The sequence below is a fragment of the Sphingomonas endolithica genome (assembly GCF_025231525.1).
Lineage (GTDB): Bacteria > Pseudomonadota > Alphaproteobacteria > Sphingomonadales > Sphingomonadaceae > Sphingomonas > Sphingomonas endolithica.
Genome location: NZ_CP103057.1, coordinates 222,686 through 244,718 on the forward strand (window position 1 = coordinate 222,686; position 22,033 = coordinate 244,718).

Genomic DNA, 22,033 nt, shown 5'->3' on the forward strand with positions numbered 1-22,033 from the left:
GTTCAGCGAATGGGGCTGTTCGGATCCAGCCGCATATCGAGATACTTGTCCACGCTCCCCATCAGATCGGGCATTTCATGCTCGAAGAAGTGGTTCGCCTTGGGGATCGTGTCGTGGTGGATCGTGATGTGCTTCTGCGTGCGCAACTTATCGACCAGCTTCTGCGTGGCGAGCGGGGGCGACACTTCGTCATTCTCGCCCTGAATGATGATGCCGCTGGCCGGGCATGGTGCCAGGAACGTGAAATCGTACATGTTGGCGGGCGGGGCGACCGAGATGAAGCCGCGGATTTCCGGGCGGCGCATCAGCAATTGCATGCCGATCCACGCGCCGAAGCTGAAGCCGGCGATCCAGGTGGTCGAGGCCTCCGGGTGGAAGCTCTGCACCCAATCGAGCGCGGATGCCGCATCGGAGAGTTCGCCGATGCCGTTGTCGAACGTGCCCTGGCTCTTGCCGACGCCACGGAAGTTGAAGCGCAAGGTGGCAAAGCCGCGGCGCTGGAACGTCTTGTAGAGTTCCTGCACGATCTTGTTGTTCATCGTGCCGCCGGCCGTCGGGTGCGGGTGGAGGATCATCGCAACGGGCGCGCGGGGTCGCGGCGCCGGTGAGAAGCGGCCTTCGAGACGGCCTTCGGGGCCGGGAAAAATGACTTCTGGCATGGGACCTGCTGACTAATCTGGGCGCTCGGGTGGAGCGCTGGAATGTGCGCGCTATATAAGCAGCAGACATGTTTTCGCAATTGGAACGACTCCTGCCCGATCCAACACACGCCCGAGTGTATCTGGACCATGCCGCCACGACGCCGATGCTGCCGTGCGCCCGCGCCGCGGTGGCCGATGGCATGGCGCACTGGGCCAACCCGTCATCGCCGCACGCCGAGGGGCGCGCGGCCAAGGCGGCGCTGGAGGAGGCGCGCCGCGCCGTCGCCGCCGCTTATGGCTGGACCGGCGAGACATTGTTCACCAGCGGCGCGAGCGAATCGCTGGCGATCGCCTTGCAGCGGGCCGCCGCAACCACCCGGATCATCACCGCGGTGGAGCATGACGCGGTGATGCGCTGGGCCGATCCCCAGGCGATCGTCCTGCCGGTCGGCACCGATGGCGTGCTGTCGATCGAGACGCTGCGGGCGAGGCTCGTCGCCGGCGGACGCGCTTTGGTGACGGTACAATGGGCCAATAGCGAAACGGGGGTGCGCCAGCCGATCGCCGCGATCGCTGCGGCCGTGCACGAGGCGGGCGGGCTGCTGTTGGTCGACGCGGCGCAGATGCCGGTCGGGGTAGATGCCGAGGTGGCGGAACATGCCGACTTCGTTGCGCTCTCGGCGCACAAGCGCGGCGGGCCACCCGGCATCGGTGCATTGCTGGTGCGCGATCTGGGCAGCCTGTCGCCGACCGGGGGGCAGGAGCGGGGATATCGGCCAGGGACGGAGAATTTGCCCGCGGCGATTGGCTATGCCGCTGCGCTGGGCGAGGCCGAGCCGCTGGCGGAGCAGGTGCGGCTGCGGGCGGTGCTCGACGATGCCGTCGTGCGCTCGGGCGGCGAGGTGATCTGCGGCGGATCGCCGCGGCATCCGGCGATCGGCGCCTATCGCATGCCGGGGGTAGCGAGCTTCGTGCAACTGATCGACTTCGATGCCGCCGGTTTTGCCGTCTCGGCCGGCAGCGCCTGCGCCTCGGGCAGTATGAAGCCGAGCCATGTCCTGGGCGCGATCGGCCTGTCGGACGCGGCGCGCCGCGAGGTGGTGCGCGCGAGTTTCGGCCGGACGACCAGCGAGGAAGAGGTGCGCGCCTTCATCGCCGCGTGGCGCGGCGTGGCGCGCGCGAAGCAGCGGTTCGTGGCATGATCTATCTCGATTACCAGGCGACAACGCCGCTGGCCCCGGAGGCGTTCGAGGCGATGCTTCCGTGGCTGCGCGACAATTTTGCCAACCCCCATTCGCCGCATGCCGCGGGGCGGAAGGCCAAGGCGGCCGTCGAGCATGCGCGGGCGCAGGTGGCGGCGCTGCTGCCGCCGGGCGGGCACCTGTCCTTCACCAGCGGCGCGACCGAGGCGCTCAACTGGGCGATCAAGGGGGTGGGCCCAGGGAGGATCGTGGCGCTGGCGAGCGAGCACGCCGCGGTACTGGATACCGTGAAGGCGCTGGCGGGGGAGGGCCGGGACGTCGTGATCCTGCCGGTGGGGGCGGACGGGTTGATCGATCTTGCCGCAGCGTCGGCCGCGATCGTCCCCGGCACCGCGCTCGTCGTGGCGATGCTCGTCAATAACGAGATCGGCGTGGTGCAGCCGATCGCGGAACTGGCGGCGTTGGCGCATGCGGCCGGCGCCTTGCTGCTGTGCGACGCGGTCCAGGGCTATGGCCGCGTGTCGATTCCGGCCGCGTGCGATCTGGTCGCTATTTCGGGGCACAAGGTTCACGGGCCGAAGGGCGTCGGCGCGTTGTGGATACGAGATGGCGTGGTGCTCGATCCGCTGCTGCACGGCGGCGGGCAAGAGGCTGGCGGTCGATCGGGTACTTTGTCGCCGGCCTTGTGCGTGGGGTTCGGCGTCGCGGCGCGGCTGATGGAGGAGCGGCGGGAAGGGGATGCTGCCCATGTCGAAGCTCTGTGGGGTGCCGCGATCGCCTTGCTCGACCGGGATCGCGCTCACGGGGGGTGGCAGCTCAACGGTGCTGCCGATGCGCGCTACCGTGGCAATCTCAACATCCGCCGCGAGGGTCTCGACGTCGCCCGCCTGATGTCGGACCTGCGCGACATCGCCTTCTCCGCCGGCTCGGCCTGCGCCAGCGGCTCGGGGCGGTCCAGCCACGTGCTCCGCGCGATCGGGCTGAGCGACGCGCAGGCGCGCTCCAGCATCCGCTTGGGGTTCGGGCGTTATACGACCGAGGCGGAGCTGAGCGCGGCGATCGACCGCATTATGGCCGCCGCCGACGCGCAGCGGATCGCGGCATGACCCTCATCCGCTTCATCGCCACGGACGGCACGATCCGCGAGATGCATGGTGCCCCCGGTGATCGCCTGCTCGATCTCGCCCAGGCGGATGGCCAGCCACTGGAGGGCACGTGCGAGGGGCAGATGGCGTGCTCGACCTGCCATGTGATCGTCGCCGCACAGGATTTCGCCCGGCTGCCGCGCGCCAGCGAGGACGAGGAGGACATGCTCGATTTTGCCGCCGGCGCGACACGTACCAGTCGTCTCGCCTGCCAGATCCGGCTCGAGCGAACTTGGGACACGCTGACGGTGCGCATCCCCGGATGACGGCTGCGCCGACCTGCGCGATGAACTGCGACGGACCGTTCACCGCATTGGAACAGTAACGAAGAGCGACCGTTACGCTTCCGTGCCGGGTTCGATGCCCGGTATTGGAGGAGAGAAATTCATGAAGATGTTCGCAATGATCGCCGCCGGCTTGCTCGGCCTGGCTGCCACTGCTCCGACCACCGCGGTTGCCGCACCGGTCGCGACCGTTACCACGACCACTGTTGCGCCCGTCCAGGAGCGTGTCATCGTCCGTGAGCGCACCGTCGTTCGGCGCGACGATCGCGGCTTCCGCGGCAATCGTGGCTATCGCAATGGTCGCAACCGCTGGGGCACGCGCCAGGTGTGCACCAACCGCTGGCGCGGTGGCCGCAAGATCCGCAGCTGCCGCTCGGTTCGCTATCGCCGTTAATCGCGGGGATTGATCACACCGCCCGATTTCCCTAGAGGCGCTCTTGGAAGTCGGGCGGACGTGGTCGTCGCCAACCTGGTCAGATCCGGAAGGAAGCAGCCACAACGATTTCGCCACGGGTCGTTCCGGCTTCCACCGCGCAGTCAGCGAGAGCGCGACTGCATCGCGCCGCGCTGACAAGCGCGGCCGGCGGGGCTGCTGCCCCGGCCGACGACGCGGCTTTGCCGCGGCGCCTCACTCACCACCGACGTCCAGAAGAAGAAGCTGGATCCCGGATCAAGACCGGGATGACGTGGGGCTGGCGTTCGTCCCGCCAGCGAAACCTTTTCCTACCATCCGGCGCGATCGCCCCCTAGATAGTCGGCAATGTCCGACTCCCGCGATCTCCCATCCTTCGACCTCGGCGAGCCAGCGCCACAGCAGGCCGAGGCGTATCGCGTGCTCGCGCGCAAATACCGGCCGCAGACCTTTGCCGAGCTGATCGGCCAGGATGCAATGGTCACGACGCTCGGCAATGCGATCAAGCGCGGCCGACTGGCGCACGCTTTCCTTCTCACCGGGGTCCGTGGTGTCGGCAAGACTTCCACCGCGCGACTGATCGCCAAGGCGCTCAACTGTATTGGCCCGGACGGGCAGGGCGGTCCGACGATCGACCCGTGCGGCGTGTGCGAGCCATGCCGCGCGATCGCCGAGGGGCGGCATATCGACGTGATCGAGATGGATGCCGCCAGCCATACCGGCGTCGACGACGTACGCGAGATCATCGATGCCTCGCGCTATGCGGCGGTGTCGGCACGGTTCAAGATCTACATCATCGACGAAGTCCACATGCTGTCCAAGAACGCGTTCAACGCGCTGTTGAAGACGCTGGAAGAGCCGCCGGCGCATGTGAAATTCCTGTTCGCGACGACCGAGGTTAACAAGGTCCCAGTGACGGTGCTGTCGCGCTGCCAGCGCTTTGACCTGCGGCGGATCTCGGCCGAAATGCTGGCGGCGCATTTCACCCGCGTGTCGGGAGCGGAAGGCGTTGAAGCGGAGCCCGCGGCCTTGGCGCTAATTGCGCGCGCCGCGGAAGGCAGCGCGCGCGACGGCCTGTCGATCCTAGACCAGGCGATCGCGCATGCCGGGATCGAAGGCGGCGGGGTAAAGGCGTCTGCGGTCCGCGACATGCTCGGCCTGTCGGATCGCGGCGCGGTGCGCGATTTGCTCGGGTTGTTGCTGGTCGGCGACGGGCTCGGCGCACTGGCTGCGCTCCGGCGGCAATATGACCTCGGCGTCGATCCCCAGGCGGTGCTGCGCGCGCTGCTCGAAACGGTACACGGCGTGACATTGGTCAAGCTGGGCACTGCCGCCGAGGCGGGGCAGGCGAACGAGGAGCGCGAGGCTCAGGAAGCCTGGGCGTCCGCTTTGTCGTTCGCCGCGCTGCACCGGCTATGGCAATTGCTGCTCAAGGGGCATGACGAGGTCGCCCGCGCAGCGCTGCCGATCGAGGCGTGCGAGATGGCGCTGCTGCGCGTGGTCCATGCCTCGCAATTGCCCGATCCGGGCGAGCTGGCGCGGCAATTGGCGGCCGGCGGTCCGGTGCAGATCGCGGCGCCTGCCGCCGCGACCTCGGTGCCGACGTCCGCACCGACCGCATCGGCGGAACCCGCTCTGCCCAGCACGATCGAGGAGATCATCGCCACGATCGAGAAAAGCGGCGAATTCGGGCTGGCGGTTAAGCTGGAGCGTAGCGCCAGCGTGATCCGCATCGCCCCGCCCGAGCTGGTGCTGAGCGCAGCACGGCCGCTGCCGGCCGACATGGTGCGCGACCTGACCGTCGAATTGAAGAACTGCACCGGCCGTGCCTGGAAGGTGACTACCGAGGACGCGCCCGGCGCGCCGACGATCAAGGAACGTCGCGGCGAGGCGCGCGAAGGGCTGCGCGCGGATATTCTTGCCAGCCCTGTGGTCAAGGCGGCGTTCGACGCGTTTCCGGAGGCAGTGCTGCCCGAGGATGAGCTCGACCGGCTGATCGCCGCGCAGTCCAGTAATTGAACCAGAGGAAGTTCGCATGAAGAGCATCGAAGACATCATGGCCATGGCGCAGAACGTGCAGGCCGAGCTGGAAAAGGCGCAGGCCAATCTCGACGGGATCGAGGTCGAAGGTGCCGCCGGCGGTGGGCTGGTGAAGGTCCGTGCATCGGCCAAGGGCCGCATCATCGGCATCGCGATCGACGATTCGCTGATCGTGCCGGCGGACAAGCAGATGCTCGAGGACCTGATCGTCGCTGCGTTCAACGATGCCCGCGCCAAGGCGGACACCGCCTCCAACACCGAAATGGGCAAGCTGACCAGCGGCATGCCGCTGCCGCCAGGGTTCAAGCTGCCTTTCTAACACCCTTCGTCACCCCGGACTTGGTCCGGGGTCCACTGCGCCGCCAGCTCAGCGCTTTAGATCGGTTGCTGCAGAAAGCCGCTTGGTGGACCCCGGAACAAGTCCGGGGTGACGGTTGAACTGCAATTGCGGACTATCGCAAGCACCCGTCCAGGCCATCGTTGCGCACCACGCCCACGCGCCGGGTGATCGCATTGCCATGCCGCCGCGTGAAGCCGCGCGGGGCCTTGGCCGCGCGTTTCTTGGGCAGCGGCAGGATCGCCGCCAGCCGCCCCGCCTCCGCCGGCGTCATCGTGCCGGCGCCGTGGCGGAAATAGCGGATCGATCCCGCCTCCACGCCGTAGGTGCCGATGCCGGTTTCCGCGACGTTCAGGTACACCTCCATAATCCTCCGTTTGCCCCACAATGTCTCGATCAGGACGGTGAAATACGCCTCCAGCACCTTGCGCGCATAACCGCCGCCCTGGATCAGGAACGCGTTCTTGGCGGTCTGCTGGCTGATCGTCGATCCGCCGCGGATCCGTCCGCCCTTGGCGTTGCGATAGGCGGCGTTGGCGATCGCCGTGAAATCGAAGCCGTGGTGCAGGCAGAAGCGCGCATCCTCGCCCGCAATCGCGGCGCGCGGCATGTCGGGATCGATCGCCGACAGCGGCACCCATTTTTTGGTCACGCTATGCCCGCCCAGCATGTCGCCGGCCATGGTGAAGGTGAAGGGCGGCGGCACGAAGCGATAGACCAGCACCCACAGCACCGAGACGAGCAGGAACCACAACACTGCCCTAACGATCCAGCCGAGCAGGCGGCGCACGAATGGACGACGGCGCCTGGCAGGCGCTTCCGCCCGGTCGGTGGGGGTGACGCTGGCGGGAGGATACGGGGCGGGACGGTCGCTCATCGGCAAACGAGTGCCGGATTAGGGACGACTGGGGAAGGGGGCTTGTTGCCCATCATCTTCGCCTGATCGCTCTGTGCGGACGCGGGACCGCTGTGCCAAGAACTCGTCACCGTCACCCCGGATCTGTTCCGGGGTCCACCCTCCGCCAAATCGTTGGCTTGAAAGCATGTGGCACGGTGGACCCCGGAACAAGTCCGGAGTGACGAACCGTCTTTGGCTAGGGGTGCAAGACCTTCCGCTGCGCCAACACCGCCTCCGCCGCGGCCACGCCCGTCGCATACGCCCCATGCGCCGTCGAGAAATCCTGCGCCGAACACGCCTCACCGGCGAAGAACAGCCGCTCGTCGATCGGCTCGGCCAGCACCACGCGCTGCGCTGCCGCGCCGATCCGGGCGTGCGAATAGGCGCCATGGATATGCGGCTCGGCGCGCCAGCGGGTCGCGGCAAGCGGCGTTAGCCGCCGGCGCCAGTCGGACCCGAGCAGCGCGACCAACTCGCCGATCGCGAAATCCGCTGCTGCACCGTCACCTTCCTGCTCCAGCGCCTCGGCACATTCGCCGCCGAAGAAGCTTTCGATCAGCGGCCAGCCGAATGGCGACAGACGGTGGCTGGCGGTCTTGCCGCTGTAAGGATTACCGATCAGGTGACCGTTTTCCGGCAGGCCGCCACCGGCCACGTGCAGGAACACCTTGTCGGCCAGGCCCAGCGGCAACGCCGCGGCGGCGTCGTGCTTGGCTGGTAATGGCGGGTCGAACAGCAGCGCCTCGCTCGCCAAGGCGGTGGTCGGCACGCAGACGATGACCTGATCGGCCTCGATCGTCCCGCGTTCGGTATGGAGGCGGAGGGTGCGGGCGTGATGATCGACACGCCACACGATGGTGTTGAGCTGAACCGGCACCCCCAGAGCATGGCGTACCACCACCGTGCCATAGCCCTGTTCGATCACCCAATTATCCTCGGTCACCGCGTCTTCGTAGGCGGCCCAATCGTGCAGCGAGACCTCGCTCAGCGGTGCGCCATTGGCATAGCCGGAAACGGCATCGATCATCGGACGCCAGCGATCGCCGTGGGCGATGAAGTCGGAGAGCGGACGGTCGGAGCCGCCGAGCGCGGCGTACGCGGTTTCCTCCCAACGCTGCCACGCTTGGCGGAAGGAGCGCTGATCCTCGGGGGGAAAGCCGAGATCGCGCCACTGCGTCGTCCAGTTGGTGGGCGTGCGATCGACGGTGAAGCCGTAGCGTTCGGCGAGATCGGTCCAGGGGTTGCGACCCGCGGAATGGAGCCAGCCGCAGCCGGCGTCTACCGTGAGTAGCGTATCGGCAGGCGCCTCCGCGTTCCCCGGCGAAGGCCGGGGCCCAGTCGCGGAGCGTTCATGATCTAAGGACGGGACGTCGTTGCTGCCGCCATCGCTACTGAGCCCCGGCCTTCGCCGGGGAACAGCTCCAGAGCCGACCGGCGCCATGGCGGGCAGTAATAAGCTATGCGCCCGCCCGCCGAGCCGTCCACCGGCCTCGACCAGCAATACATCGGCGTTTGCGTCCCATAGCGTTCGCGCGGCCGCAATGCCCGCCGCCCCGCCACCGATCACGACGATCATGAGAAAGCGGGGGCGGGCACCGGATCAGGCGGCGGTCAGCAGGCGGCGATCGCCAGCTAGCCGCATCATCGCCTTTTGCAGCTTCTCGAATGCGCGCACTTCGATCTGACGCACACGCTCACGGCTGACGCCATAGACCTGGCTCAGCTCTTCCAACGTCTTGGGATCGTCGGTCAACCGGCGCTCGGTCAGGATATGCTGCTCGCGCTCGTTGAGGTCTTCCATCGCCGACGTCAGCATTTCGTGCCGCACATCGGCTTCCTGCGCTTCGGCGACAACCGTGTCCTGCAACGGCGCATCATCCTGCAGCCAATCCTGCCACTGGCCGTCGCCATCCTCGCGCATCGGCACGTTGAGCGAAGTATCCCCGCCCATCGCCATGCGACGGTTCATGCTGGTCACTTCGGCTTCGGTCACGCCGAGATCGGTGGCGATCTTGGTCAGATGCTCGGGCGTCAGATCACCGTCCTCGAACGCGTCGAGCTTCGATTTCATCCGGCGCAGGTTGAAGAACAATTTCTTCTGCGCCGCGGTGGTACCCATCTTCACCAGGCTCCACGAGCGCAGGATATATTCCTGGATCGAAGCGCGGATCCACCACATGGCATAGGTAGCGAGACGGAAGCCGCGATCGGCCTCGAACTTCTTCACGCCCTGCATCAGGCCGATATTGCCTTCGGAGATCAGCTCCGACGTGGGCAGGCCATAGCCGCGATAGCCCATCGCGATCTTCGCCACGAGGCGCAGATGCGAGGTCACCAGCTGCGCTGCAGCATCGGTGTCGCCATGTTCCTCGAAGCGCTTGGCGAGCATATATTCCTGCTCGGGCGCGAGGATGGGGAATTTCTTGATTTCCGACAGATAGCGGTTGAGGCTCGCCTCGCCGCCAAGAGCGGGGACCGTGGCCGGCAGGTTGCTTTTGGCCATGACTTGATCTCCCTTTGATTGGGCATGCCGCACTGCGGCACTATCCCGACTAGCTATACGATAAGTGAGTTGAACAGTTCCTGCATGTCGTCCGGCATTTCGCTTTCAAACGCCAAAGCGATGCTTTTCACGGGGTGAATGAACCCAAGTCGGGCCGCATGCAACGCCTGGCGATGGAAATGCAGGGTTTCCAATAGCTCCCGATGAACTTGTTTTGTTCTACCATAAACCGGGTCGCCCAGCAAGGGGTGACCGATCGACGACATGTGCACGCGCACCTGATGGGTCCGTCCGGTTTCCAGCCGGCATTCGACCAAGGCCGCATTCTTCAGGGTGCGGATCGTGCTGAAATGCGTCACTGCGCGCTTGCCGCCCTCGACGATCGCCACTTTCTTGCGATTGCTGGGCGAGCGCGCGAGCGGCGCATCGACCTTGCCGGCCGGCGGCGCGGGCTTGCCTGAAACGATCGCCTTGTAGCGGCGGTCGATGCTGTGATCGTGGAACTGCCGCGCCAAGCCCTCATGGGCACGATCCGTCTTCGCCGCGACCATCAGCCCCGACGTATCCTTGTCGATCCGGTGCACGATGCCCGGCCGCGCGACCCCGCCGATGCCGGACAGGCTGCCGCCGCAATGGTGGAGTAACGCGTTGACCAACGTACCGTCGAGATTGCCCGCTGCCGGATGCACGACCAGCCCGGCCTGCTTGTCGATGACGATCAGATGCTCGTCCTCGTACGCGATGTTGAGCGCGATATCCTGCGCCACGTTATGCGCTGGCGTCGGATCGGGCACGGCAACGTGAAATAATGTCCCGGCCGCAGCCTTGCGCGATGGATCGCGCGACAAGGCGCCCGCTCCGTCGCTCACCGAACCGCCGTTTATCAGCACCTTCAGCCGTTCGCGCGAAAGCGTCGGTACCGCGTCCGCAAGCGCACGATCCAGACGCCAGCCATCGGCCGTGTCGGAAATGCGTGCTTCGATGATGGAAACCCCCCGGCTCATGTTCTAGCGATGTGGGCATGACGCTGGAAATTTCAAGCGCCTTGCTGGGGCGGCTGCTGGCCGAGGCACAGGCAGCGCCCGGGCTCGAAGTGTGCGGTCTGCTGTTCGGCACCAGCGCACTGATCGCCGCGGCCGAGCCTTGCGCCAACGTGGCACCCGACCCGGCGCGCGCGTTCGAGATCGACCCCGCGGCCTTGTTTGCCGCCCACCGTCGTGCACGAGCCGGCGGCAGTGCGCCGATCGGCCACTATCATTCACACCCAACGGGTAGGGCCGAGCCGTCGGCGACCGACGCCGCCGGTGCGATGGGCGACGGCGCGGTGTGGCTGATTTTGGCGGGGCAGGATGCGCGCGCCTGGCGGACGGTTAAGCCGGGCGCGTTCGAGGCGGTAGAGTTCGATGTGGTGACCTCGCAATCCTGATCGCGTCGCGTTACACGGGAGCTTCACCGTTCTCTCGACCGCTGTGGGTTGCGTCGCCGCGCGCGCGCCGCCAGAAGAGCGATCACATTCCTTCCCGAAGCGGACCCCATGACAATGACCATCAGCCCGGTCGACTTCGCCAGCCTGCTCTGTTCGCGCCTGTGCCACGACCTTCTCAGTCCGGTCGGCGCGCTCAACAACGGGCTGGAGCTACTCGCCGACGAACATGATCCGGACATGCGCGCCCGGTGCCTGGAACTGCTCAACGAAAGCGCCAAGGCATCCGCCAACAAGCTGAAATTCTTCCGGCTCGCCTTCGGCGCGGCCGGCGGGTTCGGCGAGATGGTCGATGCGCGCGAGGCGCGGGCCGCGATCGAGGGGCTGTTCGGTGAGAACCACCGCGTGAAGCTCGGCTGGCTGGTCGAGGATACCACGCTGCCCAAGCCTGCGATCAAGGTGCTGCTCAACCTGGCGCTGATCGCGGGCGACGCGCTGATCCGCGGCGGCAGGCTCGATATCGGCGCCGAGAGCGTCGGCGGCGCGGTGGAGATCGTCGTGCGTGCCGATGGCCCGCGCATTGTGCTCGATCAGGAACTCCGCGGTGCGCTGACCGGCACGAGCGGCGACGCGGTCGTGACCCCGCGCGCGGCGGCCGCCCATCTCGTCCAGGCGCTGCTGACCGAAGCCGGCGGCACGGTCCAGGTGTCCGCGCCCGACGAAGCGGTGTTGCTGTTCGGCGTGACGTTCAAAAGCTGAGCGCCGCCGACTAACCTCGCCTTAACCACTTGGCGTCCAATGGTCCTCCCGCATCGGCGGGGGCTCATGGACGATCTGCTTCAGGAATTCATTGCGGAGACACGGGAGACGCTTGAGGCGCTTTCCGGGGAAATCGTCGCGTGGGAAAGCGATCCGTCCGACCGCCAGCGGCTCGATGCGATATTCCGCTTCGTTCACACCGTCAAAGGCAGTTGCGGCTTCCTCGATCTTCCGCGGCTCGCCCGCCTGAGCCATGCTGCCGAGGACGTGCTTGCGGCGGTGCGATCCGGCGCGCGCGTTCCGGACACGCGGTTGGTCAATGCCGTGCTGGCGATCGTCGATCGCATCGGCGAGATCGTCGAAGCGATCGATGCCGGTGTGTCGTTCGACGATACGGGTGAGGATTTGCTGATCGCGGCACTTGATGAAGGCGCAGCAGCGATCGCACCCGCCGCGCTGCCGACGGCACAGCGCCAGCCGACGCGCAGCGTCCGCCTGAACGTCGATCTGCTCGATCGGATGATGTCCGGCATGTCCGACATGGTGCTCGCGCGCAACGAACTCGCCCGGAGACTGCGTGACGACGGCGCCGATCCCGCGGTGGAAGCGGCATTGGAGCGCCTGTCGCTGACCGTGGCCGAAATGCGCGATACGGTGACACGGACGCGCATGCAGAAGGTCGATGCCTTGTTCTCGGCACTGCCCCGCATGGTGCGCGATACTGCGGCTGAACTGAACAAGGCGGTGACACTGACGATCGAGGGCGGCGATGTCGAGCTCGATCGCGAGATGATCGAGATGATCCGCGATCCGCTCGGCCACATGATCCGTAACGCCATCGACCACGGCATCGAGAGCGCTGCCGAGCGTAGACACGCAGGCAAGCGCGAAAATGGTCGGCTTACCGTGTTCGCGCGGCAATCCGGCAATCAGATCATCATCGAGGTCGCCGACGACGGCCGCGGCATCGATGTCGAGCGGCTGATCGAGAAGGTCGCCGCCACTGGCCGTAGCCTGCGCGATCTGCAGGCGCTGAGCGACAAGGCCAAGCTCGACCTGGTGTTCGAGGCAGGGCTGTCGACCAAGGACGAGGTCACCGCCACTTCCGGGCGCGGCGTGGGCATGGACGTGGTCCGCGCCAATATCGAGCAGATCGGCGGGCGTATCGAAATCGACAACAATGTCGGCAAGGGACTGCGGCTCTCCATCCATGTGCCGCTGACGCTGTCGATCATCTCGACGATCGGCGTCGGGGTAGGGGACCAGCGCTTCGCCATTTCGCGCCAGGCGATCGAAGAAATCGTCACCGTGCGCGGCGGCACCGGCAATGGCGCGATCCGCGTCGACATGCTGGGCGACACGCCGGCGGCCACGGTACGCGATCGACGCATGCCGCTGGTCGATCTCGGCGGCGTCATGGGGCTGCCGCGCAGTTGCGACGGACCGACGATGCTGGTCATCGTCAGCGTCGTCGGTGGCAGTTATGCGCTCGCCGTGGATACCGTGCTGGACAACGAGGAATTGGTCATCAAGCCCGCCGCGCCGGCCGTGATGGCCAGCGGCATCTATGCCGGGCAGACCTTGCCCGACAGTGGTCTGCCGATGTTGCTGCTCGATTGTTCGGGCATCGCATCGGCCGTGGGGCTGGAATTCACGCGCGAGGCGCTTGGCGACGATGTCGAGGAGGAGGAAGCGGCCGAGACCGCGTCGGCGCTGCTGTTCGCCGATCTCGATGGGGTGCGGCGCGTGGTGCCGCTGGCGGTGATCGATCGCGTGGAGCCGGTACCGGCGCACGCCATCCGCTTCGCCGCAGGGCAATGGCGCCTGTCGACCGACGGCAAGATAATGCCGCTGGCCACGATCGCCGATCTCGGCGAGCGGACGGACCTGTTCGTGCTGCGGCTGCGCGATGGCGTGTCGGAGGTCGGCTACGCCATCGCCCAGGCGTTCGACATCGTCGATCTCCCCGAGGCCATGGCGCCGGCGCGCGAGATCGGGCTGGTGGCGGGCGTCGTGGTGATCGACGGCGAGCAGATCGAAATGCTCGACGTCCACTGGCTGTTCGCGGTGCACGGCGAGAAGGTATACGACGAAGCGCCGCCTCTGTGCCTGATCGGCGGGGCGGAATCGGCGTGGATGACGACGTTCCTGAAGCCATTGCTGGCAAGTGCTGGATACCGCGTCGCGAACCGGCTGAAAAAGGGGGAGGACGCCGCCGTGGTGTTGTCGATGGACGACGATGTCGCACCCGACATCGCCGCGCCGATCGTTCGATTGCGTCACGAGCGGGAAGGTGCCGACGACGGCAGCATCTACCGCTACGACCGTGCGGGGCTTCTGGCGGCGCTCGCCGCTTGTGCAGGAGGCGTTCGATGAGCGGATTGTTCCTGATCGCCCAGATCGCCGGACGAACGGTGGCGATCGAATCCTCGCAGGTCGAATCCGTCGTCGATATTACCGCCGTGGTGCCGGTGCCGCGCACCGTGCCGCAAGTATTGGGGCTTGCGGCGCTGCGCAGCCGTGTCGTCACGGTGATCGATACGCACGCCGCCCTGAACCTTCCGCCGGCCGAACGGCAGCCGACGCGTGCGGTCATCACGCCGGTTGACGGGCATCATTACGCGGTGCTGGTCGATACCTTGGAGGATGTCGCGCCCTTCGACCTTCTGCCGCTGGCATCTGGGATCGTGCTGGATGGTGGCTGGAGCGACACCGGCTGCGGGGTCATCGAACGCGGGGGTGAGGCCGTTCTGGTGATCGATCTGCGGGCCTTGCTGCCCGGCATCGTCACCCTCGCTGCCTGAGGCCAGGCGATTAACGTGAAGCTTACGTATTTCGGGCAGGTCGATCAGGCCAATAGCGGGATGTGCACATGAAGACGTGTCTGGTGGTCGATGATTCGAAGGTGATCCGCAAGGTGGCCCGGCACATTCTCGAGACCCTCAATTTCAAGGTGACGGAAGCCGGCGACGGCAAGGAAGCGCTCGACAGCTGTCTCGTGTCCGCGCCCGACGTCATCCTGCTCGATTGGAACATGCCGGTGATGAGCGGCATGGATTTCCTGCGCGCCCTGCGCGTGAGTGCGGTTACCAGCCGCCCCAAGGTCGTGTTCTGCACGACGGAAAATGGCATGGGTCACATCCGTGCGGCGATCGAGGCGGGCGCGGACGAGTATGTCATGAAGCCGTTCGATCGCGAGACGCTGGAGAGTAAATTGCAGATTGTCGGCATGGCCTGACGGGGCCGATCGATGTCGATCCAGCCCATCTCGACGGGCGCCTCCGCGCCGTCCGCATCCGGCACCAGGCCCGCCATCCTGATCGTCGACGATTCGGCGGTGGCACGCGCGGTGATCGGGCGCGCGATCGAGGGTAGTGGCCGGTTCGTGCTGGCCGGAGCCGTCCAGAGCGTGACGGCCGCGATAGAGTTTCTGCGCCACCGTCATGTCGATGCCATCCTGCTCGATATCGAGATGCCGGGCATTGACGGGCTGAGCGCCTTGCCCGATCTGCTTGCCGCGAGCGACCAGGCCAAGATCCTGATCGTCTCCTCCACTTGCAGGGAGGGCGCCCTGACGACGGTGCAGGCTCTTGCGCTAGGGGCTGCCGATACGTTGATCAAGCCCGGCGGCGGGGCGTTCGCCGGCCGTTTCGCTCAAGTGCTGATCGACAAGATATCGCGCTTGTTCGAGGTGCAGGCGCCTCTGCCGGAGCCGGCGCCAACGGCGCCGGCGTCTATCGCGGTCAGCGGTTTCGATATCGTCGCGATCGGCGCCTCGACCGGCGGAATCCACGCGCTCAGCCAGCTGTTCCAGCACATACCGCCTGCTTTCCCGCTGCCGATGCTGATCACACAGCACCTGCCGACATCGTTCATGCCGTATTTCGCGGCACAAATTGCCGTGCTCGCCGGCCGGCCCTGTGACATCGCGGTCGATCGGCTCCGCATCCGCCCAGGCCGCGTGATCATCGCGCCGGGCGACGCCCATCTGCGCGTCGTTAGCCTGGGCGGCGGGGAGGCCTCGATCCGCTTGACGCACGAAGCGGTTCGTAGCGGCTGTATGCCCTCGGTCGACCCGATGTTCGAAAGCCTGGCCGAGGTGTACGGATCGCGTGCGCTCGCCGTCGTGCTGAGCGGCATGGGCAGCGATGGCAGCGATGGCGCGCGCCACATCGTCGAGGCTGGCGGCAGTGTGATCGTGCAGGACAAAGCGAGCTCTGTCGTTTGGGGCATGCCGGGCACGATCGCGGGCGCTGGCCGTGCGAGTGCGATCCTGCCGCCCGAGCAGATCGGGCAGCTGATCGCGACGCGGCAGCGGCCGTCATGATCGCGCACGCCCATCGGCCGGTGGACCACAATCGGCCCGGAAGCGCCTTCCAGATCGTGGCGGCATTGCTGGAACGGAACACCGGGCAGCAGATCGGCCCGGAGCGATTTTGGCGGATCGAGACCGCGTTGCAGCCGATCCTGCGCGACCGTGGGCTGAAAACGCTGGATACGCTGGCCAGCGAAATCCTGGCGGGGACCGATCATGTGCTGATCGACCGCGTGGTCGACGCACTTCTCAACCAGGAAAGCTCGTTCTTCCGCGACGCTGCGGTTTTGGAAATGGTGGCGGCGGCCGTTGCCGACATGGCGGCGGAAGCACCCACCCGTAACGTCCGCGTCTGGTCGGCCGGCTGCTCGGTCGGGCAGGAGCCGCTGTCGCTCGCCATGCTGTTCAGCGAACAGGTGGCGGCCACCGGCGGGCGCCGGCCCGAACTGCTCGCCACTGACGTCTCGGAAGCGGCGATCGCCCGCGCCCGCGCCGCGCGCTATTCGCAGTTCGAGATCCAGCGCGGACTGCCGGTCAAGCGGATGCTGCAATGGTTCGATACCGATGCCGGCGACTGGGTGGCCAGCCGCGATCTGGTGCGGCAGATTTCCTATCGCCGGCTCAATCTCGTCGCGGATCTGTTGCCGGTGGGCAAGTTCGATCTCGTGCTGTGCCGCAACGTCCTGCTGTACCTCACGCCGGTTTTGCGCCGCCAGGTGCTCGACCGGCTGGCGACCGCGATCCGGCCGGGCGGCCTGCTCGTGCTGGGTGCGGGCGAGACGGTGATCGGGCAGACCGAGGCATTCCGCCCCTCGACGCGCTATCGCGGCCTCTACGAAGTGACCGCCTGACTGGGGTGAGGGGCGTGCGGCCGCGGGGTGCGGCTATCCTCGACGACTGTCTGTGCTAAGTCGGCAGGTAACAACGCCACTCGTGAACACCGTGGTGGCCGATGCAGAGCTGGAAGAAGCATGACGATGATCGACACAGCATCGCCCAATTTCGACGAACGCCTGCTGCCGATCACGATGATCGTGCTGCATTATACTGGCATGGAAAGCGCCGAGGCGGCGATCCGCCGCCTGACCGACCCGCTCGCCAAGGTCTCCGCGCATTATCTCGTCAACGAGGATGGCGTGGTGCTGCGTATGGTCGCCGAGGACAAGCGCGCCTGGCACGCCGGCCGCTCGCATTGGCGCGGCATCACCGACGTCAACAGCGCGAGCATCGGCATCGAGATAGTCAATCCCGGCCATGAATTCGGCTATCGCCCCTTTGCCGAGGAACAGATCGACGCGCTGCTGCCGCTGATCGCCGAGATCAAGCAGCGCTACGATATCGGGCGCGGTAACGTCGTCGGGCATTCCGATATCGCGCCGACGCGCAAGCAGGATCCGGGCGAACTGTTCCCCTGGGCGCGCCTCGCCAAGGTCCGCCTGGCTTTGCCGCGCCCGACCAAGAACCTCATGGATCCCGGCTGGACCGACGGCGGCTTCCTGCTCGCGCTGGAACGTTTCGGCTACGACGTGGCGGACAAGCTGGCGGCGGTGGTGGCTTTCCAGCGCCGGTTTAGGCCCGAGCTGATCGACGGCGAGATCGACGCCGAATGCCGCTGCATCCTGCTCGCCTTGCTGTTGCCCAAGCCGCAGGGTGATTGAGGAACGGTGGTACTTTGCTTCAGCGGAGTCCGGTGTGGGCGTTGGCACCGGCGGCAAGTCGACTGGCAGCACCGGCCAAGATTTACCATCTTCCTTTCTCGTCACCCCGGAACAAGTCCGGGGTGACGCTCAAAAAGCGGAAGGTCTCCGCCAGCAACGCCGCTCGACACGAGTAGAGGACGTCGCTAGGACGCCGCTCGCCAGAGGGTCGGGCGACCGCGGGTGTCTTTGGACACGCGAGGAAAGTCCGGGCTCCGCGTAACGACGGTGCCGGGTAACGCCCGGCGGCTTCTCGCAAGAGGGGCCAGGGAAAGTGCCACAGAGAGCAGACGGCGACCGCTTAGGCGACGCCACGGTGAAAGGGTGCGGCAAGAGCGCACCGCGCGCCTGGCAACAGGGGCGGCACGGCAAACCCCACCGGGAGCAAGACCGAATAGGGGCGGCACATGAGCATCGTTGCTGCTCGTCGCCCGGGTTGGTCGCTTGAGCCCGCATGCAAATGCGGGCCTAGAGGAATGGTCGCCCATCCCGGTCAAACGGGTGGACAGAACCCGGCTTACAGACCCTCTGGCGCTTCACGCTGCCCGGCGATAGCTTCGCCGGATGTGGGGTGAAGGGGACGGAGTCGTGAAACAGGCAATGCTGATCGCGGCGATCGCCATGACGGGCGCCGCCACCGCGCAACAAGCGGCGACGACAGCGCAACAGGATTTCGATGCGGCGACCGCGCTCAGCGACAAGGGTGACAACGCCGCCGCGCTGGTGGCGTGGGAAGCGCTGGAACGCCGGGTGGCCAAGAACCCGAGGACGCTCGCCATCGTCCGCGTGCGCAAGAGCGGCGTGCTGCTGGCCTTGCGGCGGATGGACGACGCAGTGGCGGCGGCACGAAGCGGGCTGGCGGGGCTGCCGACCTCCGATACGTCGTTAGTTCCGGATCGCTACAGCGCCCTGATGACGCTCGGCCGCATCGCGGAGGCATCGCTCGATTACGCCAGCGCTGCGGATGCCTATGCCCATGCCGAACCCCTGGCGGCAGACTCCACCGAGCGGCTCGCCACCCTGCGCGGACTGATCGAGACCGCGACCTTCGTCGATCCAGCCGTCGCCGCCGCAGCGGTCGTGCGTGCCGATACGGCATTGGCGACGATCAAGGCCGATCCGACGGTCAAGGCGATCTTCAAGCGCGTCTACGGCCAGTTGCTGCTGAACCAGGGCGCGTTCGAAGCCTCTCGCGTGCAAAGCGCCGCCGCCGTGCAACTGCTCGGCGGGCTGACCTCCCGCACCGGGCTCGACGATGTCACGGTGCGGTCGAACTATGCGATTGCAGCGCTGCTTGCCGGCAAGAAGGACGATGCACGCCGCTACATGGCGATGACTGGCGCTGGCCGCTTGCCCAAGGGCAGCTTCGATCCCGCCGATGGCATGAAGATGCCGGAATGCGGCGGAGAGGCAGGACTGAAACCGGCTGACGTCGCGGTGATCGAATTCAGCGTTGCCGATGACGGGACGGTGCCGCATAGCCTGCCGGTCTATGCCGCGGGCGGCGGGCAGGTGGCGCTGGAATTCGCTCGCCAGGCGCGCAACTGGTCCTGGACGGCGGAGAAGGTGAAGGCGACGCCGGTTTTCTTTCGCAACCACGTGCGCGTGGAACTGCGCTGCTCCACCGCCTTTGAGCGGCCGTCGATACAGACCTTCCTCGACGGGGAACTGGGTAGCTGGCTGAGCACGAAGCATGTCGATCCGCCCCAGATGCTGGCCGGAGCGGACGCAGCGGTGCTGCCGCGATTGCGGACGCAATTGGCGACGGCCGAGACGGCGAGTGGCAAGGATGCGCTGGCGTTGGTGCCGATCTTGCATCTGTTAACGGCCGACGTTGTGGTCGGCCGCGAGGAGTCGCTCGCTTTCGCGCAGCGGGAACTCGCCATCGCATCTGCACACGGCGTGCCGCCGGCGGCACGGCTGGCCATCCAATCTCGCGTCTGGAGCAACAGTCTGGCCCAGCGGTGGGATCCGAAAGGCTATGCCCGGTTGGTGACTCCGGCGTTGCCCACGGAACCCTATGCCAGCGATCCCACCGCACGCAATGCGATCCGCCTGCTGCTGGCGGATGCGGTACGCGCGAATGATGCCCGTTCGCGCGCATTGCTAACCGCGGTGGGTGCGGATGCCGAATTGCCGGCAAACCACCCGTTGAAGGTCGGCGCTCTGGTGCGGCTCGCATCGTTGGAGCAGGACAGCGGCAACCCAGCGGCGGCAAGCGCGGCCTTTGCCAGTTCCGGCCTGTCGGCACGGCAATGTGCACTGGTCGATTCAGCCCCGCGATTTCTGGGCGCCAACGTGAGCAGCAGCAGTTTCCCCATGGAAGCAGCGCTGTGGGGTTTCGAGGGGTGGGTCCGGACCCAGTCCGATGTTTCGGCAGAAGGCAAAGTGGTCAATCTGCGCGTCGTCGCTTCCTATCCGCCGTTCGTTTTCAGTCAGGCGGGCGCCGGCGTGCTGAGCGGAGGACGGTTCGAAAAAAGCTTCCGTCCCGATGGTGGCCTGGGCTGCGGCGGGGTCGAGCAAGGCATCCGGTTCGTCATGCCCGGTAACGCGCCCGGGTGACATCTGCTTGCGCTATCATCCACGCGGCCTATGTCGTGCGCGATGGCGCGTTCCTCTTCAAGATCAGCAGATTGGGGCTTTCCCCGTTGGCGTGGCTACGGCGAGTCGGGCTTCGAAGCGGTGACCGTGCGGCTGTGCGATCGGCATGGCTGCGAGGAAAAGGGCGATTGCCCCGCGCCCAAATCGCCCAACAGCCCCGAACGCTGGTATTTCTGCCAGGTGCATGCCGGCGAGTATAATCGCGGGTGGAATTATTTCGAAGGCCTGACCGCCGAGGAAGCCGCCGAGCGCGAGCGCGCCGAAACGCAAACTGCGGACGGCTATACCGAATCGAAGCATAATAGTTGGGCAGGGCCCGGCGACGGCAGCCGCTCGCGAGACGAGATGCGCGCGCTCGACTTGTTGGGGCTGGAGCCGGATGTGGAATTCGCCGCGGTGAAGCTTGCCTGGCGCAAGCTGGCCAAGGACAGCCATCCCGATCTACGTCCCGGCGACGCCGAGGCGGCCAGGCGCTTCCGGGAGGTGCAGGCGGCTTATGACGTGCTGCGCGTGGCCGAGGAGATGCGGGAGTGGAAGCCCGCGGTTTGAGGGCTGTCCCGTCCAACTGGTCGGACACGCTGCTCGTGTGCGGCAAATGCTCAAAGAAACTGGGCGGCGGCTTCGGCCCGAAAGGCAAGACGACGCTCGGCAGGGCGATGCGGCGCGAGCTTGGTCTCGCCAAGGGGCGCAAGGCGGCGCTCGGCATTGTCGAGGTTAAATGCCTTGGCATCTGTCCCAAGGGCGCAGTCACCGTGCTGCGCGGCAGCGATCCGCACAACTGGAGCCTGGTTCCCGCCGGCGCCGATGTCGCCGAGGTGACGGCAACCCTACGCCCGGAGCAGCGTTGATCTCCTAAGTACCAGGGAATTCAGCCGCTATTCAGCGGCGCCTGTTACGCTGTCGGCCTGCTTGGGAGAATGCTATGCGGATCCTTCATCTTGTTGTCGGTAGCGCGCTGTTGCTGTCGACGGGGCTTGCTCAGGCCCGTGAGCGCCTGACGCCCGACGCGCGACTGGCCAAGATCCTCGCTGGGCGAACGGCCGGCGAACCGGTCAATTGCATACCGCTGCGGAACATCCGGGCGAGCGAGATCGTCGACAAGACGGCAATCGTCTACACGACCAATGGCGGCACGATCTACGTCAACCGGCCCAATGGGGCGTCGTTCCTCGATGACGACCAGATCATGGTCAACAAGGTCTATACCAGCCAATTGTGCAGCATCGATATCGTCAACCTGCTCGATCGCAGCACGCGCTTCACCGACGGATCGGTGAGCCTCGAGAAATTCACCCCGTACCCGCGCCCGCCCAAGGCGCCGCGCTGATCGCAGCCTTGTGACGATGCCGGCAGTCAGGCGGCGTAACGCTCGGCGGTCTGGCGGATCAGCGCGATCATGTTCGGAATGCCCTGGGTCCGGTTGGAGCTCAGCTGGTTCTTGAGATCGAACGGTGCGAGCTCGTCGTCGATGCTGGTGGCGAGGATCGGGGCGGGCGCCTGATCCTGCACGGTCTGCAATACCAGGGCGATGATCCCCTTGGTGATCGCGGCGTTGCTGTCGGCAAGGAAGTGGAGCGTGCCATCGTCGCGCACCATCGGATAGACCCATACCGACGCGGAACAGCCCCGCACCAACGTCGCCTCGGTCTTTAGAGCTTCCGGCATCGGTTCCAGATCGCGTCCCAGATCGATCAGTAGGCGATAGCGATCATCGGCGTCGAGGAAGCTATATTCGTCTTGGAGGTCGGACAGACTGGGCATGGTCCGTCCGGTACT

General features: G+C 66.3%; 24 protein-coding genes and 2 other RNA genes. 20 read left to right on the top strand and 6 right to left on the bottom strand.

Annotated elements, in window-relative coordinates:
• Positions 1–2: 2 nt before the first annotated feature.
• Complete coding sequence (locus NV382_RS01090) at positions 3–659, bottom strand: alpha/beta hydrolase (protein ID WP_260598714.1); 657 nt, start codon at positions 657–659, stop codon at positions 3–5.
• A gap of 68 nt (positions 660–727) precedes the next feature.
• On the opposite strand from NV382_RS01090, the gene NV382_RS01095 reads away from it, so the two are divergent.
• The 7 genes from NV382_RS01095 to NV382_RS01125 all read left to right on the top strand — a co-directional run bounded on the left by NV382_RS01095 (position 728) and on the right by NV382_RS01125 (position 6,043).
• Complete coding sequence (locus NV382_RS01095; RefSeq protein ID WP_260598715.1) at positions 728–1,843, top strand: cysteine desulfurase family protein; 1,116 nt, start codon at positions 728–730, stop codon at positions 1,841–1,843.
• Positions 1,840–2,949, top strand: coding sequence for a cysteine desulfurase family protein (locus NV382_RS01100; protein ID WP_260598716.1), 1,110 nt, complete (start codon positions 1,840–1,842; stop codon positions 2,947–2,949). Before NV382_RS01095 ends, NV382_RS01100 begins: the two co-directional genes overlap by 4 nt.
• A complete protein-coding gene (locus tag NV382_RS01105; protein WP_260598717.1) occupies positions 2,946–3,254 on the top strand; it encodes a 2Fe-2S iron-sulfur cluster-binding protein in 309 nt (102 codons plus the stop codon). The genes NV382_RS01100 and NV382_RS01105 overlap by 4 nt, the downstream gene beginning before the upstream one ends.
• 121 nt (positions 3,255–3,375) lie before the next feature.
• Positions 3,376–3,666, top strand: coding sequence for a hypothetical protein (locus NV382_RS01110; protein WP_260598718.1), 291 nt, complete (start codon positions 3,376–3,378; stop codon positions 3,664–3,666).
• Between the two features lie 42 nt (positions 3,667–3,708).
• Positions 3,709–3,806: signal recognition particle sRNA small type (ffs, locus tag NV382_RS01115), an RNA gene on the top strand.
• Positions 3,807–4,032: 226 nt separating this feature from the next.
• Positions 4,033–5,703, top strand: coding sequence for a DNA polymerase III subunit gamma/tau (locus NV382_RS01120; RefSeq protein WP_260598719.1), 1,671 nt, complete (start codon positions 4,033–4,035; stop codon positions 5,701–5,703).
• 16 nt (positions 5,704–5,719) lie between these two features.
• Positions 5,720–6,043, top strand: a complete 324-nt coding sequence (locus NV382_RS01125) for a YbaB/EbfC family nucleoid-associated protein (protein WP_260598720.1) — start codon at positions 5,720–5,722, stop codon at positions 6,041–6,043.
• Between the two features lie 133 nt (positions 6,044–6,176).
• On the opposite strand, the gene mtgA is transcribed toward NV382_RS01125, so the two are convergent.
• The 4 genes from mtgA to NV382_RS01145 form a co-directional block, all read right to left on the bottom strand.
• Complete coding sequence (mtgA, locus tag NV382_RS01130; protein ID WP_418066735.1) at positions 6,177–6,938, bottom strand: monofunctional biosynthetic peptidoglycan transglycosylase; 762 nt, start codon at positions 6,936–6,938, stop codon at positions 6,177–6,179.
• Between the two features lie 217 nt (positions 6,939–7,155).
• Positions 7,156–8,535 (bottom strand): flavin monoamine oxidase family protein, encoded by a 1,380-nt coding sequence (locus NV382_RS01135; protein WP_260598721.1) that lies wholly within the window; start codon positions 8,533–8,535, stop codon positions 7,156–7,158.
• Positions 8,536–8,559: 24 nt separating this feature from the next.
• Positions 8,560–9,462: an RNA polymerase sigma factor RpoH gene (gene rpoH / locus NV382_RS01140; protein ID WP_260598722.1), complete on the bottom strand. Its 903-nt coding sequence runs from the start codon at positions 9,460–9,462 to the stop codon at positions 8,560–8,562.
• Positions 9,463–9,515: 53 nt separating this feature from the next.
• Positions 9,516–10,466, bottom strand: coding sequence for an RluA family pseudouridine synthase (locus NV382_RS01145; protein ID WP_260598723.1), 951 nt, complete (start codon positions 10,464–10,466; stop codon positions 9,516–9,518).
• Between the two features lie 17 nt (positions 10,467–10,483).
• On the opposite strand from NV382_RS01145, the gene NV382_RS01150 reads away from it, so the two are divergent.
• The 13 genes from NV382_RS01150 (at position 10,484) to NV382_RS01210 (ending at position 21,584) form a co-directional block, all read left to right on the top strand.
• Positions 10,484–10,888 (top strand): M67 family metallopeptidase, encoded by a 405-nt coding sequence (locus NV382_RS01150; protein WP_260598724.1) that lies wholly within the window; start codon positions 10,484–10,486, stop codon positions 10,886–10,888.
• Between the two features lie 114 nt (positions 10,889–11,002).
• Positions 11,003–11,644: a histidine phosphotransferase family protein gene (locus NV382_RS01155; RefSeq protein WP_260600265.1), complete on the top strand. Its 642-nt coding sequence runs from the start codon at positions 11,003–11,005 to the stop codon at positions 11,642–11,644.
• A 66-nt stretch (positions 11,645–11,710) separates the two neighbouring features.
• A complete protein-coding gene (locus NV382_RS01160; protein WP_260598725.1) occupies positions 11,711–14,020 on the top strand; it encodes a chemotaxis protein CheA in 2,310 nt (769 codons plus the stop codon).
• On the top strand, positions 14,017–14,448 hold the full coding sequence (locus NV382_RS01165) for a chemotaxis protein CheW (protein WP_260598726.1): 432 nt from the start codon (positions 14,017–14,019) through the stop codon (positions 14,446–14,448). The genes NV382_RS01160 and NV382_RS01165 overlap by 4 nt, the downstream gene beginning before the upstream one ends.
• Before the next feature lie 68 nt (positions 14,449–14,516).
• Positions 14,517–14,882 carry a response regulator gene (locus tag NV382_RS01170; RefSeq protein ID WP_260598727.1) on the top strand — a complete coding sequence of 122 codons (366 nt, stop codon included), beginning with the start codon at positions 14,517–14,519 and terminating at the stop codon, positions 14,880–14,882.
• Between the two features lie 12 nt (positions 14,883–14,894).
• Positions 14,895–15,971: a chemotaxis protein CheB gene (locus NV382_RS01175; RefSeq protein WP_260598728.1), complete on the top strand. Its 1,077-nt coding sequence runs from the start codon at positions 14,895–14,897 to the stop codon at positions 15,969–15,971.
• Positions 15,968–16,810 carry a CheR family methyltransferase gene (locus tag NV382_RS01180; RefSeq protein ID WP_260598729.1) on the top strand — a complete coding sequence of 281 codons (843 nt, stop codon included), beginning with the start codon at positions 15,968–15,970 and terminating at the stop codon, positions 16,808–16,810. The genes NV382_RS01175 and NV382_RS01180 overlap by 4 nt, the downstream gene beginning before the upstream one ends.
• A 120-nt stretch (positions 16,811–16,930) precedes the next feature.
• The gene (locus tag NV382_RS01185; protein WP_260598730.1) at positions 16,931–17,617 is read left to right on the top strand and encodes an N-acetylmuramoyl-L-alanine amidase; all 687 of its coding nucleotides are present in this window, start codon (positions 16,931–16,933) and stop codon (positions 17,615–17,617) included.
• Positions 17,618–17,817: 200 nt separating this feature from the next.
• Positions 17,818–18,192: RNase P RNA component class A (rnpB, locus tag NV382_RS01190), an RNA gene on the top strand.
• A 52-nt stretch (positions 18,193–18,244) separates the two neighbouring features.
• A complete protein-coding gene (locus NV382_RS01195) occupies positions 18,245–20,218 on the top strand; it encodes a hypothetical protein (protein ID WP_260598731.1) in 1,974 nt (657 codons plus the stop codon).
• A 42-nt stretch (positions 20,219–20,260) separates the two neighbouring features.
• Entirely contained in the window at positions 20,261–20,806 is a 546-nt protein-coding gene (locus NV382_RS01200; RefSeq protein ID WP_260598732.1) for a J domain-containing protein, read from the top strand.
• Positions 20,788–21,105, top strand: a complete 318-nt coding sequence (locus NV382_RS01205; RefSeq protein WP_260598733.1) for a (2Fe-2S) ferredoxin domain-containing protein — start codon at positions 20,788–20,790, stop codon at positions 21,103–21,105. The genes NV382_RS01200 and NV382_RS01205 overlap by 19 nt, the downstream gene beginning before the upstream one ends.
• 74 nt (positions 21,106–21,179) lie before the next feature.
• Positions 21,180–21,584, top strand: coding sequence for a hypothetical protein (locus NV382_RS01210; protein WP_260598734.1), 405 nt, complete (start codon positions 21,180–21,182; stop codon positions 21,582–21,584).
• A gap of 26 nt (positions 21,585–21,610) precedes the next feature.
• Here the strand turns inward: NV382_RS01210 and NV382_RS01215 are convergent, their stop codons facing one another.
• A complete protein-coding gene (locus tag NV382_RS01215; protein WP_260598735.1) occupies positions 21,611–22,018 on the bottom strand; it encodes a SufE family protein in 408 nt (135 codons plus the stop codon).
• Positions 22,019–22,033 lie beyond the last annotated feature (15 nt).